The organism is Psychrobacillus sp. NPDC058041 (assembly GCF_042885655.1).
Classification (GTDB): domain Bacteria; phylum Bacillota; class Bacilli; order Bacillales_A; family Planococcaceae; genus Psychrobacillus.
In genome coordinates this window covers 447,062-465,118 of sequence record NZ_JBHVRO010000003.1, presented here as the reverse complement: position 1 = coordinate 465,118, position 18,057 = coordinate 447,062, and the positions used below count along the sequence as shown (strand labels likewise).

General features: G+C 36.2%; 6 protein-coding genes. 2 read left to right on the top strand and 4 right to left on the bottom strand.

Features of this window, described 5'->3' with window-relative positions; all coding sequences use genetic code 11:
- Window positions 1–104: 104 nt before the first annotated feature.
- Complete coding sequence (locus ACFVR1_RS07245) at window positions 105–1,256, top strand: HupE/UreJ family protein (protein ID WP_387582314.1); 1,152 nt, start codon at window positions 105–107, stop codon at window positions 1,254–1,256.
- 197 nt (window positions 1,257–1,453) lie between these two features.
- Here the strand turns inward: ACFVR1_RS07245 and ACFVR1_RS07240 are convergent, their stop codons facing one another.
- From ACFVR1_RS07240 to ACFVR1_RS07225, 4 genes are all read right to left on the bottom strand, one after another.
- The gene (locus ACFVR1_RS07240) at window positions 1,454–5,689 is read right to left on the bottom strand and encodes a S8 family serine peptidase (protein ID WP_387582311.1); all 4,236 of its coding nucleotides are present in this window, start codon (window positions 5,687–5,689) and stop codon (window positions 1,454–1,456) included.
- Between the two features lie 344 nt (window positions 5,690–6,033).
- On the bottom strand, window positions 6,034–10,491 hold the full coding sequence (locus ACFVR1_RS07235) for a S8 family serine peptidase (protein ID WP_387582309.1): 4,458 nt from the start codon (window positions 10,489–10,491) through the stop codon (window positions 6,034–6,036).
- A gap of 406 nt (window positions 10,492–10,897) precedes the next feature.
- Entirely contained in the window at window positions 10,898–15,367 is a 4,470-nt protein-coding gene (locus ACFVR1_RS07230) for a S8 family serine peptidase (RefSeq protein ID WP_387582307.1), read from the bottom strand.
- A 556-nt stretch (window positions 15,368–15,923) separates the two neighbouring features.
- On the bottom strand, window positions 15,924–16,403 hold the full coding sequence (locus ACFVR1_RS07225; protein ID WP_387582304.1) for a metal-dependent hydrolase: 480 nt from the start codon (window positions 16,401–16,403) through the stop codon (window positions 15,924–15,926).
- Between the two features lie 383 nt (window positions 16,404–16,786).
- Between ACFVR1_RS07225 and ACFVR1_RS07220 the strand changes: the two genes are divergently transcribed.
- A complete protein-coding gene (locus ACFVR1_RS07220) occupies window positions 16,787–17,869 on the top strand; it encodes a diguanylate cyclase domain-containing protein (protein ID WP_387582301.1) in 1,083 nt (360 codons plus the stop codon).
- Window positions 17,870–18,057: the final 188 nt, after the last annotated feature.

Here is an 18,057-nt window from a genome sequence, read left to right as displayed (position 1 = left end):
AATCTTTACAAAAAGTTAATAAATTCATGGATTTTCAAATGATATAAAAACTGTTAGGATAAAAAAGTCTACTTTATTCTTGAATAGCACTAGGAGGAATTATTTTGATAATAAAAACTGGTACAAGTAGTCGAAAAAAGCTTACATTTTTTTCACTCATCATTTTTCTATTATTCATGACTGTAGCACCACTTTCTACATTCGCCCATCCGTATAGTGCTAGCTATACAGATTTGAAAATAACCGCTGAGAAAACGGAAATGACGTTTATTATCGATACGCAGTCGATCATTGAACTAATGGAAGATGTAGATTTAAACAAAGACGGCAAACTAGAAAAAAGTGAACTGGATGAAAACGAGCACCATTTAGAAGAACTTGTTACCGAATCACTTGCACTTGATAAGGGTGCACATGAAATGACACCTACTCTTGAAAAGATGGAGCTAGTGGAAAAAGATAATAAGCAATTTCTTAAATTGACTTTTACATTTGAAGGCTTCTTGTCAGGGGATACAATTATTTTAACGGACGGCTTTTATGTGAATGATTCGAATACAAACTACGTTAACCTTGTAACAGTTGCATTTGGAGACCAAAAAACAGAAGCTGTTTTACAAGGTAGTGAACGAAGTTGGACAATGCTCCTTGCTGAGGAACAAATTCCACAGGGCGAAGGAAATGTAAGTACACCTACTCCTGTTCACAAATCTAATTCTTCTTGGTTTTCATTTTTCAAATTAGGAATGCTTCACATACTAACAGGTTACGATCATCTTTTATTTTTAATTGCATTACTTTTAAGAAAACAAACATTGAAGCAATATATTGGAATTGTCACTGCATTCACGGTTGCGCATAGTATTACACTAAGCTTATCGGTGTTGGATATCGTAAATCTACCATCATTATTTGTAGAATCTGTCATTGCATTAAGTATTGTTTATGTCGCATTGGAAAACATCTTCCGCAAGAAAATTCAACACCGTTGGGGTATTACCTTCGCGTTTGGGCTAATTCACGGTTTAGGATTTGCAGATTTATTAAAAGAAATGGCTTTACCAAAAAGTCACTTAGCAATTGCTCTAGTTAGTTTCAATGTTGGTATTGAAGTCATTCAACTTTCAATTGTCTTGATATGCCTACCTATACTATTCTATTTACACAAACAGAAAAACTCGTTGAAATTGGTACAAGTTCTTTCTGCGGTAATTGTAATAGCCGGTGCATACTTCTTAGTTAACCAATTACTTTAATTGAAAACCGTTTTTCTACAAAAAATCTCCTTCAGGCTCAAACGAGCTGAAGGAGATTTTTTAATTCTATAAATAGCATTATTAAATATTACCAATATATTACGGTGCCTGGCACAAGTAATGTATTGGTAATAAAAAGGCGCTCCTAGGTCAATTAATTTCGCTAGGAACGCCTCTTTTAATGATAATAATTTTATTTATTTTTTGATTAGTACTACGTTTGAATCTTGCACGATATATTGATTGTCAGTTGTTTGGTACATACCTGGAACAAAGCGATATACACGGTATTGTTCACCTTTTTTCAAGATTCTTGGTAGTTTTGTTGTTTTGTCAATGGATTCCCAAATAACTGTGTCTTCTAAAACAGTAACTTTACCAACTTGACCTGGAGCTAGCTCGAGGCCTTTCCACATTTGTTTTGGACGTTTGTTCTCTGGTAATTGGTTTTTAGCAAGCATTTCTTTTGATGGTGTTTCATAAGAAATTGCCGCTGTTCTTTCCACCCAGATGTTTCCTCCTAATCCAAGCATCGGAGAAATTTCTTGTTTAATAGAAGCATTTTGTCCTTTTACTACTTCTCCTACTTTTTTCAAGCGATTATTTTCTAATACGTACAAAGGTGTTGTTTTGTTCACTTGAAGACAGCTCGTTTTACTGTCGTCACATGAAATTGGTTGAGCTGGAGTTGTTGGGTTAGTTGGTGCTGGACCAACTGAACCTGATCCAGAATCTGAACCACCACCGCCACCTGGATTAACAACCACTACTTTTGTCTTTTTAATAGTAATAGTTTGTGAAGAAATATGACCAACTAAATCTTCCACTTCAAAAGTAAATTCATTATCGCCATCTACAAGGGCAAGATCAAGATCTAAGTTTTTATTAAATCCGTTCATCGCATAAGGCTCAGAAAGTTCACGAGAGTATCTTTCATCTCCATTCACTAACAAACGAATTTGATCGAAGTTATCCCCAATATTTACACTAACTTTCACAGTGTCTTTTGTTGTACTACTTGGGTAATTATTCTTAACAGAAATGGTTGGAACTTGAGTATCGACAAATATTTTACGTGTAATCTGCATTTCATTACCAAATTCGTCGATTGCTGCTACTCTTATATCTTTCACTCCGTCTTCTAAAGTCAAAGTATGAGAGAAGTTCACTCCATCAAATTCTGCTTCTTCACCGTTTACTGTAACAGAAACAATATTTGAATCGTCTTCTATATAACCGTTTACTTCAACTTCACTCGTATTATAAGCATCATGGAACTCTGGGCTCGTGATAAAAATGACAGGATGCGTTGTTTCTTCTTCTCCACTTGTAATTGCAAACTTATAATCGGTAGAGTTTTGTGCTGCGTCCACAACTTTTACTGTAACACGGTCTTTATTTATTAAAGGTGTATCAATCACAAATTCATTTGTGTCAACAGAAAGTGTACTTGATATTAATTGTCCATTAACATATACTTCCCAATAATCTGCTCCAGTACCGCCTTCATTATCTTTAAAGTCAGAAACTGATACTTTATTTGTTTCTTGGTCAAATGTAACTTCAGCTGTTGGTGCAATAGTATCTACTTTTACTGGGAATTTGATAGATTGCCAGTTGGCACCTTCAAAATCAATTACAGCACTTACTTGGATGAAGTAATCCCCATCAGCAGCAAGTTTGTTATTAATCTTTCCATCCCAAGCATAATTTGAACTATACGTGTAAGGTGGAATTTTTGCAGAATCAATATAGTGTTTTGTACGATCTTTTGCGGTACGTATTGTACGAACCACTTTTCCTGTACTATCTAATACTTGTACTTTTAACTCTTTCGCATTACGGAATAGGGAGAATACTGGGATAGCTTTGTCACGAACTCCATCCCCGTTTGGAGAGAAACCAAAACGAGTTGAGTCAAAATTTCCTCCACCATCAATAAAGTTTCCTTGTTCATCTGCTAATGCAGTGTATCCCCAATATGACATGTCGTCCCATGCAAAGTAATCAAAGATTGGAGCTTCATCCCATTTGCCGTTGAATCCGAAGAACGGAACAGTTAATGGAACGTTGCCAGTAATAGCTTCATTCGAATCAGTCAATGTAACAAAACCGTCAACGAAGAAACCGTTTGTGAAATATTCCTTTAGCTCTTCAAGGTCTGCTATATCAATTTCTACATCAAATGTCTTGGTACTATTTGCTGGAATTACTAATTTATCTAATGTTTTTATTGAAACATCGTTAGTTACAACAATCGAACCAATTTGATTCGGTACAGTCACCATTACACCACTTGCTTTTGCAACGTTATCCGTTTGTACTGCAACCTTGACATCATACGTTTTCTCATTTTTAGAAAAGTTCTTTGCTTCTAATGTGAAGGAAATTTTGTTATTTTGAATTTCTTTAAGCGCAACTTTTCCTTCACCCGTTGCCTTATTAGTAACGACAACATCTGTAGAAAGTGCATTCGCAAGTTGCATTAATCCAGCACCTTGACGACGAGGTGATACAAATTCACCTTTTTTAAACTCTACAGGTTTCGATGTATTCATTAATAAGTTCTTCGCCATTTGAACTCTGTTATATCCTGTTAATTTAAATTCTTTATTCACACGTTCTAAGATTAGTGCCGTACCTCCAGAAACATGTGGTGCTGCCATAGAAGTACCACTCATTAAACCATATTTATCGTTATTTAATGTTGAGAAAATGTTTCCACCTGGAGCTGTAATTTCCGGCTTGAAATCTAGGTTTGGAGTAGGACCCCAAGAAGTGAAATCACTCATTTTTCCAGCATTTGTATTCGGAGTTTCAACAAAATTCCCTTCAAATGAAACAGTAACAGCTTTACCACTATCTAATGCTGCTTTTAATTTCAATCCATCTGTTTGAAGTGCAAACATATAAGGAATTTTAATCGTAGGATCCGTTGCCATATTAATTGTTCCCGATGCGTTATTATAAATAATAACCCCTATTGCACCTGCAGCTTGTGCATTTTTTCCTTTAGTAACAAAATCAATAGTACCACGACTAATTAAAGCAATTTTGCCTTTGAAATCTTTCCCTACAAAGTCTTGAGGATTTCCAATACCTGCGTCCAATATTGCAGTAGGTTTTGCTAGAGTTTTCATTGGATCTGCATCATTTGCTAGTAAATACATTGCATTACCAGCTTTTACTTTATCAAATTGATAATCGAAACTATATGCAGTGATTACACTATTTTCAAATGAAGCAACACCAAAAGAATTATAAGATACACTCGGAGCTCCCGTTAGCCCATAATCTTGATTTTCAGCATACGGATAAAATGTTCCAGAACCGAACATATTTGAGTTACCAGCTGAAATTGCAACTAGAACTCCATTATCGGTTGCTCTTTTTACTGCTTGTTGCTCTGGATTACTTGCATCCACAAAACCTGCAGTCGAGCCTAAAGACATATTTAGGACATCCGCTCCAAGTTTAATCGCATCATCAATAGCTTTAACATAAATGTCTCCAAAAGTTGATGGATATCCAGGATCATTACCGAAAACTTTTAACGCTAAAAGTTGTGCTTCCGGTGCAACTCCTTTTATTCCACCGTTTTGTTCATTACCATTTGCTCCTACAGTACCAGCTACGTGCATACCGTGCATAGAAGCATCAGGTCCAAGGTCTAATATTTGGTTATTACCGTCCATATAGTTATAACCAAACGGCACTTTTGCTGTATAAAATTGGCCATTTTCAATTGTTCCATCAGCTAATAGCTGATTTACTTTTGCTTGTGTAATTATCCCTTTTGAATTATCTGTTAAGATCATGTCTTTATGACTTGGGTCGATACCGGTATCGATAATACCTACTACCATACCTTCGCCTTTGACTCCGTATTCATTCCAAGCGCGTTGTGCTTGTACCAATTCTTTTGAATAAATCATCTCTGGTTTTTCAGTTGGGCGATCGTATTCAGTAGACTCATAGACAGCTTTTACACCTGGAAGAGATGCTATTTGATCTACATATTTCGCTTCAACCTCAGCAGAAAAACCATTGAAGACAGTTGTAAAACTTTCTAAGTATTCAATGGTTGGTGCTTCTTGTGTAATAGTACTTTGTACATCAACTTGTTCTTTTGTAACAGTTGCTTCTAAACTCTTACGATCTGAAGAGTTTAATTCCTTATAAAGTACACCTTTTTTTGTTGCTTTTTCAATTGTTGGAGCATTATTAAGCTCTACAATAATCCGAACTTTTTCGTCTGGATTTTCTGGATCTACTAATCTTTCTGGAATATTATGTTCAGGTTTTTGTAATTGAAGTGTAGACAAGTTAATCTTACTCTTCGCATTAGAAACCGTCCCCATTCCGAATGCAACGTTACTAAATGACAACATAAAGATTAATGCCATAAGTAAAATTCTTCTAAATTTCAACAAATTATTTCCCCCTTATATTCTAGTTCACTCCATTAGATGTAAAATAATCCAAATAGCGTGGCAATATTGAATTTAACATATTATCAGATTATTTTAAATATATTTTTTACATTTAAATATTACAATTATATTACAAGAGATTAAAACTTATAAACCTAAAAAAAGTTAATTATTTGAAAATGTAATAGATTACACAAAATATATTTAAGAGTACTGGCACCACTTTATACAGAATCTATTCTTTTCTACTCATTTTCCATCCTTTTTTTAACAGAACTAGTATCTGTTTCGAAAAAACAAATCGCTCCTAGTCATAATTAATATGACTAGGAGCGATTCGTTAATTATTTTTTGATGAATTTTACATTTGAGTCTTGCACGATATAGTGTTGATCACTAACTTGATACATGCCTGGAACATATCGATACACTCGATATTGTTCGCCCTTCTTCAAGACTCTTGGTAGCTTCGTTGTTTTGTCAATGGATTCCCAAACAACAGTGTCTTCAAGAATAGTAACTTTACCAATTTGACCTGGACGTAATTCAAGACCTTTCCAGATTTGTTTTGGACGTTCTTGCTCCGGCAATTGGTTTTTAGCAATCATATCTTTCGATGGTGTTTCGTAAGAAATGGCTGCCGTTCTTTCTAACCAGATGTTTCCGCCTAGTCCAAGCATTGGAGAAATTTCTTGTTTAACAGGTAAATTTTGTCCTTTGGCTGCTTCACCTACTTTTTTCAAGCGATTATCTTCTAATATATACATAGGTGTTGCTTTATTCACTTGAAGACAACTAGATTTAGCATTCTCGTCACATAAATTTGGTAGAGATGGTGTCGTTGGTGTTGTTGGTGGTGTATATCCGCCTCCGCCACCAGGACCTGGATATACAGCAGGGTCTGTTACAGTTACTTTTACTTCCACTGTGTTCTTACCATGTGTAATCTTAATGGTAGTCGTTCCTTTTGCATTTGCTTTAACTAATCCTTTTACAACTGTTGCCACTTTTGAATCGGCAACGTCGTACGTTGCTTCTGCAGTTACGTCTTTTACTGTTGGTTCCCCAACTTTTGGTGTTGACGTTTCTTTCACTGCCAGTTGAATTCCCTTGCCAGTTGTTAATTTAATGTCTTGTTTATCTACTTCTAAAGTAACTACTGGAGGATCTACTTCTGTATTTTTTACAGTTACGTTTACACTCGCTTCAATTTCACCAAGTGTAATCTTAATAGTTGTTGTTCCTTCTGCTTTTGCTGTTACTAAACCGTCTTCTACCGAAGCGATCTCTTTATCCGCTACTTCATAGCTTGCTTCTTTTGTTACATCTTCTAGTACTGGTTCTCCCTCTTCTGGAGTTGTTACTTTTGTAACTGTAAGTTGCTCAGTAGCTCCTGTTGTTAATGAAAGTTCCGTTTTATTTACCGATAGTGTCACACCTGGTTCTGGAGTACCTGGATCTACTTCTTCCTCTTTTACCGTTACTTCGACTACAACATCTTTACCACCGTAATTTATTGTGATTGTTGTTGAGCCTTCTGCTACTGCAGTAACTAAACCTTTGGATACTGTTACAATATTTTCATCATCTACTTTATACTCTGCATCACCTGTTACGTCTACTACTGTTGGTTCTTCATCATCCGAAGTCGTTACTTCTGTAACTTTTAGTTGCGCAGTATCACCTGTTGTTAATGCAAGTTTTGTTTGGTCAACAGCCAGTGTCACTATAGGTTCTGTTACTTCTTTTTCATAAATTAACGCTTCGCCAACATTGCCCGCTTCATCTCTAATCACTACTTTCACAGAATCAGTTTGCTTCGTTACAGGGAATGAGAACGATCCGTCTTGTGCCAAATCGAAGTTCACAGCTGCTGCCGTTTCACCTTTTTGTGTTGTAACATAAGAAGCGTGTAGTTTTTCATTTAAATCAAAATCCATATCATATAAAGCTAATTCTTCGTTATAACGGATATATTTGTCTGTTACTTTCCCTGTTGCTACTCCATCTTTAACAGAGCCTGCAATTTCCGGTTTCGTTGTTTTAACGACAATCGGTCCAACGTAGGCACCAAGAGGTCCAGTAGTTGAATTTGCCGAAAAGTCAATCGTATATAAACCATCTGGAATCGTTGTTGCAGGTGCACTGCCCCATGGTTTATACTGCCCAGCAACAGTTAGCGTATAGGAACCTTTTGCAAGTGAAGAAGCAGCGTGTAGGTAACCAATGTAGCCATCTTCGTATTCTCCACCATCAGGATTCATGATATCCCATATTTCGATATAGTTGGTTGCTACATTGCCGGTCAGCGTGAATGAAAGCACAGCTGAATCTTTCACACCGTCTCCGTTAAAGGATAGATCTGTTTCCGTTATTTTCATATTAGTAATTTCTATTGGAACTACGGTAGTTAAGTCAGCTGCAAATGGCAATGAAATTTCGGATCCTCCACCGTTAATACGGATATATCCTAGTATTTCTGACCCTTTTGGAGCCGTAGCTTTTGAAGCAGTTAACGTAACATTTAACATTTGTTGACCAGATAATGTGAATGTCGGTTTGTCAACAGTCACTTTGGCATTACCAAATGTCTTGGTAGTATCCACTGTCACATTATAATCTCCACCGCTACCCTTCAAATCTTTTACAAGAATTTGTTTCGTAACAGAAATATTTTGTGTTACTGGTTGTGGACCGAATGTAACAGTTCCTTTTAAGTTATCTACAATTGTACCTTTGCTATCTAAAACTGCTTTATCAAGTGCATAAGCAAGAACATTTGGTCGAGCTGCTGCATACGCGTCTACACGTCCAGCACCTTGCGCAAATACATCATATTTTGCTGTATTAAGAAGTTTCGCTGTATTAGAAAGTGCTACTTTTACATCGAATGCATTCCAACTAGGGTTTGCTTGTTTAACAAGCGCTGCGATCCCAGTGATATGCGGTGTAGCCATCGATGTTCCCGTTTTGCGGTCATATGCCTCATTGTAAACAGCATTTGGGAAATCTGCTTTGTACATTGGAATTGTTGACATAATATTCGTACCAGGTGCACTTACATCTGGCTTGATATCGAAGTTTGGAGTAGTCGGTCCACGAGAACTTGAATCGTTTACATCATCCCCAAGTGTTTTAGTAGATTTAAAATTACCAAACGAAACTTTTCCTGTTCCATTTTTTAATGCTGCTCTAATTGCATCTCCATCTGTTTGGGACATATCAAATGTTGGAACAAATTCGAATGAGTCACCAAGGAATACTCCTGATGCATTTGGGGCATTCGTACCACCAGCAAAGTTATGGATAATAGTCGCTACTGCTCCATTCGCTTTTGCATACGCAATTTTATCGACAAATGCAATACTACCTCGTGAAATCAGTGCAACTTTTCCCTTTACATCGAGTCCAACATAATCTTTTGCTTCTCCGTTTCCAGGAACTGCAACTACGTCAAATTCGCCTTGAAGTTGTGTTGCTAAATCTTTCCCAAAAGTTGTGCCCATCAATTGCAGTTGTTTAGTAAGATTATAGGCACCAACCGTAACTTTTACTTCTCCGTTGTACATTGTTTCTGGGTTCGTTGTGTTTCCAACTGCAATTCCTAAACGCGATGTAGCAGGAGGAGAAATTGTCCCTCGATTAGGCCCATCGTTACCAGTTGCAAGTACACCAATTGTTCCAGCCATCATTGCGTTGTTGATCGCAAAGGCTCCTGCATCGGTTTCAGAGTTTGATCCCCCACCTAGAGATAAGTTGATAACATCCATCTTTTCAATTACAGCGGTGTCAATCGCTTTTACGATACCTGAAGAAGACCCACTTCCATATGCTCCAAGTACGCGATAAGCATATAGATCTACTTTAGGTGCAATCCCTTTAATACCGTATCCATTCGCACCAATTGCTGCGATTGTACCTGCAACATGCGTGCCGTGAGAAGTGTAGAACGCACTACCTTTCTCATTAAATTCAGGTGTTCCAGCTGGACGTTCCACTGGTGAAGTTTCCGAAGCATCATTGTCAGCACGGTTTCTTGTATAGACAGATGAGTTCGGGATAAAGTTCTTTCCACCTTTAAATATTCCCGCAAACTCTGGGTGATCTTTATCAATTCCAGTATCAAGTACAGCTACTTTAATCCCTTGTCCTTGAATTCCTTCATTCCAAAGCTTTTCAATGCCAAGGAAAGAAATACTAGTATTCATTTTCGCATCTACTTGTCCAGCTTTATCAATTTTAGTCTGTTCAGTTGAGCTAGAGTCTTCTAAAGCATACATGATTGTATCTGGCTCAATTAAGGTAACCCCTTTAATATCCAATAATTTTTGAAGGTCATCAGCTTTAATAGTTGCTGAAAAACCATTCAAAACTGTGTTATACGAGAAACCTTCTTTAAAAGAAATCTTTTTATTACTCATTTCTTTTTTAATAAATGCCTGTTGTGCATTTACGGTATCTCTTACCTTTTTCTCCTCGCCGCTAGAAAACGATTTTCCCGCTAGTTCCTTAATCCCTTTTTCAAGTGCTACTGGTTTCTCAGACAAATGAACAATTACAGCTACTTCATCATTTCCTGAAAACTTTTTTAAATCTTCGTGAAGCCTTGGCCCACTATTCAATACATTTAATTGATCTTCAATAGCTGCTTTCACTTGTAATTGGCTCTCGCTTTGAGTGTTCGCTTTAAAAGGTAAAGGCTGCTGTTCGTTTGCAGACGCCGAGAATGGCGATAACAACGACAGAACCATCACAAAAGCTAGTATGCTACTGGAGAACTTCGTAAACTTTAATTTCTTCAAATCTCTTTTCCCCTTCCCCTAATTTAGTCAGTAGTGAAATAACCAATATCCAACAGCTAAATAGTTAAAAATATTAAATATAAAAGTTATTAATATTGGCTTTCATATAAAGTTATGTTCATTCTCATCTAATTATTACTAGTTTCGTAATATTTATATGTTTTTGAGATTGTTTAAAATAATATTCATCTCAATCCGCATAATTTCAACTTTAATGTACATATTTTCATGTTTCATAATTTACTTTTTTAAATCTTATATATATTTTTTTAACTTTCAGATAATAAAATTTGAATATATATCGCATAATTATACTTTCACCAATGAAGAACACTTTCCAATTGTTTGGTGAAAAGACAAATCGCTCCTAGTCATAAAATCAATATGACTAGGAGCGATTCGTTAATTATTTTTTGATGAATTTCACGTTTGAACCTTGTACGATATAGTGGTGATCGTTAATTTCGTACATGCCTGGAACGTAGCGGTATACTCGGTATTGTTCGCCTTTCTTCAAGACTCTTGGTAGTTTTGTTGTTTTGTCAATGGATTCCCAAACGACGGTGTCTTCAAGAACGGTAACTTTACCAATTTGACCTGGACGTAACTCAAGACCTTTCCAGATTTGTTTTGGACGTTCTTGCTCCGGCAATTGGTTTTTAGCAATCATTTCTTTAGATGGTGTTTCGTAAAAAATGGCTTCTGTTCGCTCTACCCAAATGTCACCACCTAGACCAAGCATAGGAGAAATTTCTTGTTTCACAGCTGCATTTTGCCCTTTTGCTAATTCCCCTACTTTTTTCAAGCGATTATCTTCTAATATATACATTGGTGTTGCTTTATTCACTTGAAGACAGCTAGATTTAGCATTTTCGTCACATAAATTTGGTAGAGATGGTGTCGTTGGTGTTGTAGGGGTCGATGATCCTCCACCACCCCCAGTACCTGGATTCACTACTGGATCTGTTACAGTTACCTTTACTTCCACTTGGTTTTTACCATGCGTAATTGTAATAGTAGTTGTTCCTTTTGCTTTTGCATTGACTAAGCCTTTTACAACTGTAACTATTTTTTCATCAGCAACTTGGTAGGTTGCTTCTGCCGTTACGTCTTTTACTGTCGTTTCCCCTTCTGCAGGTTTGGAAGTTTCAGTCACTTTCAGTTGATTTGTACGGCCAGTTGTTAATTTCAGTTCTTGATTATCTACAGTTAATGTCACTACTGGTTCCGGATTCGGAATTACTTCTTCATCTGTTACAGTTACGTTTACAATCGCTTCGTATTCCCCATAGGTAATTGTAATGGTAGTTGTTCCCGCTGCTACTGCGGTTACTAAACCGTCTTCTACCGTAGCGATATTTTCATTTGCTACTTCATAGTTAGCTTCTTTTGTTATGTCTTTCTCTGTCGAATCGCCATTACCAGAAGTAGTCACTTCTGTTACAGTAAGCTGTTCAGTATCCCCTACTGTTAATTTTACTTCCGTATTATTTACCGTTAATGAAATTTCATCTGGGATAGGTACTTCTGAAACTACTACGTGAACCTGTTGAATCAATTCATTATTATATTTTACCTCGATGACTGCATCACCTGCTGCTACCGCAGTTACAACACCATTTTCTACTTTCGCAATGGCATTATTCGAACTCACGAATGTCGCTTGAGCAGTCACATCATTATCAGATGTTGTGCCATCTAACTTTGTTGTTTTTTCCGTAACTGTTAGATTCGCTTGATCCCCAACTTGAAGTCCAAGTTTATCTGTATTTACTGAATAAGAAACGGTATTTTTCGCGAGTATTGTATATTTGTACTCCGCTTTATTACTTGCCGCATCGGATATGTTGATTACGACCGAGTTTTCCCCTTCAGTTAAGTTTGCAAGATCGATGGAGAATACACCATCTTGTTCAATAGTAACTGGTCCGTCACCAATTTTTTCGCCTTTTGCGTTAAGTGCTTCGTACGATACTGACAGTTTTTCATTTACATCAAATTTATATCCAATAGCAACTAGTTCTTTAATAAATTTAATGTAATCATCCACAATTGTTCCATTAAACTGATACTCGGATTTAAGAGTTTCATGGGATTCCGCTGTGTCGATTTTTGCTAGTGTACTTTTCACGAATAATGGCTCTGGATCTGCATCGCCATACCATGTGCTACCACTAGTATTTGATGCATAAATGGCTAGCGAATAAGCTCCGTCAGGCATATTTACAATTTCATCACTACCATTTGTATATTTTCCATCAATCGGGTAAGAAATTGGCCCACTTGTAAACGAACCTGCTTTATTGAAGACTGTTCCAATTTCATCTCCATTGTTTAATAGGTCTGATAGTTCTACGGAGATTTCTCCATATCTAGTGGTCCCAGTCCCTCCTAATACCCCTGATACGGATGATGATTTTTTTGTACTTTCACTATTAAATGATAAGTCATAGTTTGCTACTTTAACACTGGATACACCAACAGCTTTTACGTTATTTGGCGTGAATTCTGCTGCAAAAGGTAATGAAATTTCTTTTCCATTTCCTCTAATATAAATATAACCAAGAATTTCAGCTGATGCAGACACCGCTGTTTTTGGTGCTTTCAATGTTACATCGATCATTTCCGAACCTTTCAATGTGAAGGTTGGTTTATTTACAGTAACTGTTGCCCCAGTGAATGCTTTTGTAACTTGCACATCAACCGTATAGTCCCCGCCAAGTTTTGCAACGTCTTCTACACGAATTTGTTTTGTTACAGAAATGTCTTTTTCAGATATCTCACTTAACTTTCCAAATCTTACTGTTCCTTTTTCGTGTTCCATCACTTTTCTCTGAATTATATTACTATCCAGTGCATAAGCAAGAACTGTTGGGAAAGCAGCTTCATAAGGTTGAACACGTCCTGGCCCTTGTGCAAAAACGTCATACGAAGTCGTACTTAACAGTTTTGCAGTATTTGATAAAGCTACTTTCACATCAAATGGCGACCAAGTTGGATTCGCTTGAAGAATTAACGCACTAATAGCTGCAATATGTGGCGTCGCCATAGAAGTACCTGTTTTTCTTGCAAATGCTCCGCTATAATCTGCTCCTGGAACGTCTTTTCCATACATAGGTATCGTGGACATTATATTCGTACCTGGTGCCACTACATCTGGTTTTATATCGAAATCTGGATTTGTCGGTCCTCGTGAGCTTGACGAGCTCAACGTGTCTCCACCAGATACTGTATTCTTAAAATTGCTAAATGAAATTTTTCCCGGTTTTGAAGCAAGCGCAGCTCTTAGTAAAGTTCCTTCGGGTAAGGACATATCAAATGTCGTAATAAAGGCAAATCCAGAACCCTGATTAGAATTTATCAATCCAGTACCTGCATTATTATGAATAATAACTGCAATAGCTCCAGCTTTATTGGCTGCATCAATTTTTTCAGCGAATGTTGTATCCCCACGGGAAACAAGTACAACTTTCCCTTTAACGTCAAGACCTTCATAATCTTTAGGTGCTCCAACATTTGGAACTGCTACAAGATCATACTCACCAGTAAGTTGTTCACCTGGTTTGTCACCAAATTTATATGCCATATAATTAAGGTCATACGACTTGTCGTATGATTCCGCTTTTATGGATAATGTTGCTCCTGTTTCGGTTATGGATGGATTAGTCGAGTTCCCTACTCCAATACCTAGTGCAGCTGTTGCTGGGCTACCAATTGATCCACGAGCAGATCCTGAGTTTCCTGTCGCCACAGCCGCCACTGTTCCAGCTAGCATAGCATTGTTAATTGCGAATGCGTCAGCTGTAACCGAACTCATAGAAGGTCCACCTAGAGATAAATTGATTACATCCATTCCTTCTTGTACTGCCGCTTCGATTCCTCTAATAACCCAAGATGTGTACCCGCTTCCATAAGCACCCAAAACACGGTAAACATGTAATTCTACTTCTGGAGAAAGACCACTAATTCTATATTCATTTGCTCCAATTCCTGCAATCGTTCCCGATACATGAGTACCATGAGAAGTAGCGAATGTGCTACCATTTTGTGTCAGGGGAGTATTTGGATTATTTGGATCCCGATCTAATGGAGCTGTTTCATATGGATCATTGTCATCACGTGGACGCGCATAGTCACCATCATGAGGAACAAAGTTTTTCCCACCTTTATATACACCAGCGAATTCAGGGTGCTTGTAATCAATTCCAGTGTCGACTACTCCAACTTTAATCCCTTTCCCTTTGAATCCTTTTGCCCATACTTTTTCAATACCTAGAAAAGAAATACTTGTATTATTTGCTTCACCAATATTCCCATTTATTGCATCAGCATTAGCAGATTCTTCATTGTCGAGTGCAAATCTTATTTCGTCTGGCTCTATTAAAGTGACACCATCGATTTCAAGAATCTTTTCTAAGTCACTTGCCTTTACTCTTGCTCCAAAACCATTCAAGACAGTATGGAAAGAATAACCTTCTTTATATGAAATATTTTTTGCATTCATTTCTTTTTCTACAGACTTTTGCTGAGAGATTACTTTCTTTTCCACAGAAGCTGCATCAGAGCTCGTGAATTTTTTCCCAGCTAACTCTACAATACCTTTTTCAAGAGCTACTGGTCTTTCTGATAAATGAATGATAACTGGTATTTCTTTGTCACCTTTTAACCCTTTCAAATCTTCGTGAAGGGTTGCCTCACCATTTAATAAACTTAATTGTTCATCAATAGCTGCTTTTGCAAGTAAACTACTCTTGCTTTGACTATTCGGTAATGATGTATTTTCGTTTGCAAATACCGTAAACGGTGAAAGCAAAGATAACACCATTACAAAAACAAGAATACTGCTGAAAAACTTCATAAACTTTAATCTTTTCAAATCTCATTTCCCCTTTCCCCTAATTGCGTACAGTGCAGTTTTGTGCGCAATTACCAACTTATAAAAATTTTATTAGCACTAAAATATTGAATATTCTATTTATTAAATTAATCGAAATATTGATTTATTTAATCAAGATATACTTCTACTTTTTAGTACGGTATCTAAAATTTTTGAAAGTTAGTTGTCATATAAAGTTATGTCTGTCCATATCTAATTATCACTAGTGTTGTATTAAAATAATTCATTTTTTTAGGAATCAATTTCATAATTCAAATGAACACCTATAAATGCAAATAGCTTTAAAGATTTCTTACAAATTATTCAATTTTCCCTTGCAGGTAAAAGGATTCTGCGGGGCGAGGCCAGGCTTCCTCGTCGATTCGGTCCAATTAACAAAAAGTCAATGTTCAAATACTATTAATTAAATTGATTCAATTTACTAAACTATTTCCCTAGCTCCTGAACCATTCTATTTTCTACTCGTAAAATACAAAAAAGCTGCCCTCTATTAGGACAGCTCAAACTGCTTACAAACTCATCTACAAGTCATATTTTAAAAATACCCCGCAAACGCTCCATATCCAAAATAGACCGACAGAAGGGACAATGTAGCAAATACTAAATACTCTATTGCACCACCAGTTCTCGTAGTGAGTGGCAAGCGCACGGTTACTTTTAATGGATATAGCAATTTAATGCCGTTTTTAGTAGCCATGTCCAAAATGAAATGACTAATGATTCCAACTAAAACTCCTGCTACTACTGATTCATTTATTACTAATGAGTTTAACAAAACACCCATTAATAATAAAAACAACAAACTATGAGTAAAAGATCGATGCCCAAAAAGAATATGTACCATTTTAGATACAAATGGAAACTTACGGCCGATTGTGCTACCTCCGTGGCAAATATCCGGAATTAATGCACCTATGACTCCTGCTCCAACTAAAATAACTGGATCATAATTTGAGATTTGTGCAAAAGCAAGACTTGCTGCAATACCGCCTACGATGTGTGTTTTTCCTGTCATGCTTTAAGTTCTCCTTTTCTGTGATTCCTCTATCTACTCTACACTATTAACAACTATTCTTTCTATATTGCTTCCGAAGCTACCCTAAACACACTACATTACGGTTACTATATTTCCATTCATTACCAGCATCTTGTCTTCTTGAATATGTTTTTAATTATTATTCACCATTTCAGAATTTTAAATATAATAGTTTTAAATACCTATCGAGTAAATTGAATATAGTTATAAAGTTTTCATTTTATTTAAAGATTACCTAAAAATATGATAGTATTAGTTAAAAGAATTATCTCAACAAAATATGAACACAAAATAATCAAAAAGCTAGCAATGAGATAGCTAAGTTTACTGTACTTCTAGCTTTTAATTTAAAGGAGAAAAAATTGAAAAAGGTTGCAATAAATATTAAAGTCATTTTAATTCTACTGGTCGTTTTCTCGATCATAGACATTTTTGATAATAGTTTAATAGAACTTTTAGCCGTAAAACATGATGAATTAATAAACTTAGTACTTGATACAGTTTTTTCTTTCATTGAATTGGGCTTAACATTTTACGCTCTTTATTTAGGTCAAAAAGCAATAGTTAAAGCAAAAGAAGAAGAAAAACAGTATCGCCGCCTTACTGACTTATTCCCCGAAGCTATAATAATACATAGAGATTCAAGTATCATATATGCAAATCAAGCGAGCGCTGCATTAATTGGTGCAGAAAGCCCTAATGAATTAATTGGACAAAACTGGGAGGATCTAATCCAATTCCATTCCTCTAACCCAAATCCAATTTCTTTATCAAATATGAAAAGTAGGAAAGACTCTATCGTAAATCAGTCCTTTAAGGCAAAAAGATTAGATGGTAAAATAATTGATTTAGAAATCAATACTACCAAAATTGAATATAAAGGCAGTCCTGCTAGAGAAGTAATCGCTAGAGACGTAACTTGCAGAAATGCGCAAGAGCATGAAGTAAAAGAACTTGCTTATCATGATGAGTTAACGAAACTCCCAAATAGAAGATCTTTCGTAAATAAATTAGAACAATTATGGGAAGATTTTAATGAAACCAATAGTAATTTTGCAGTTATGTTTTTGGATTTGGACGGTTTTAAGGGTGTTAACGACAAACTTGGACACGATGCAGGAGATAAACTATTGATAGAGGTTAGTAACCTTTTGAGTAGTAATGTCCGAGAAGATGACTTCGTTTCGAGATTGGGTGGGGATGAATTTACTATTCTATTACCTAATTCAAATAAACAAGACTGTATAAATGTAGCGGAAAGGATAATACAGGCTTTTCAAAATCCTTTCCTCATTTCGAATCAGGAAATCCAAATATCGCCTAGTATTGGAATTGCCCAGTGTCCTCAAAATGGTGCAGATAAAACGGAACTATTAAAACAAGCAGATTCTAATATGTACGAAGTAAAAGTAAGCGGAAAAAACTCATATCGTTTCGCAGACTAACTAGATAGAAATCTAGCAATTCTACACAATATTACAGGAGTGTTACTGGTGCCAGGCACTAGTAACACTCCTGTAATAATTTGAGCATATTTCCCATAACTTTTTTTACCAAGACTAAACCAATTTTAATATAAAGATGTTTGACTCCTTTTGTATGTGGGTAAACTATAACAATAAACTATAGGGAG

Bases quoted from the DNA above. Each gene is read 5' to 3' on its own strand.
- ACFVR1_RS07225 (WP_387582304.1), bottom strand. From the start codon at position 16,403: ATGACAGGAAAAACACACATCGTAGGCGGTATTGCAGCAAGTCTTGCT.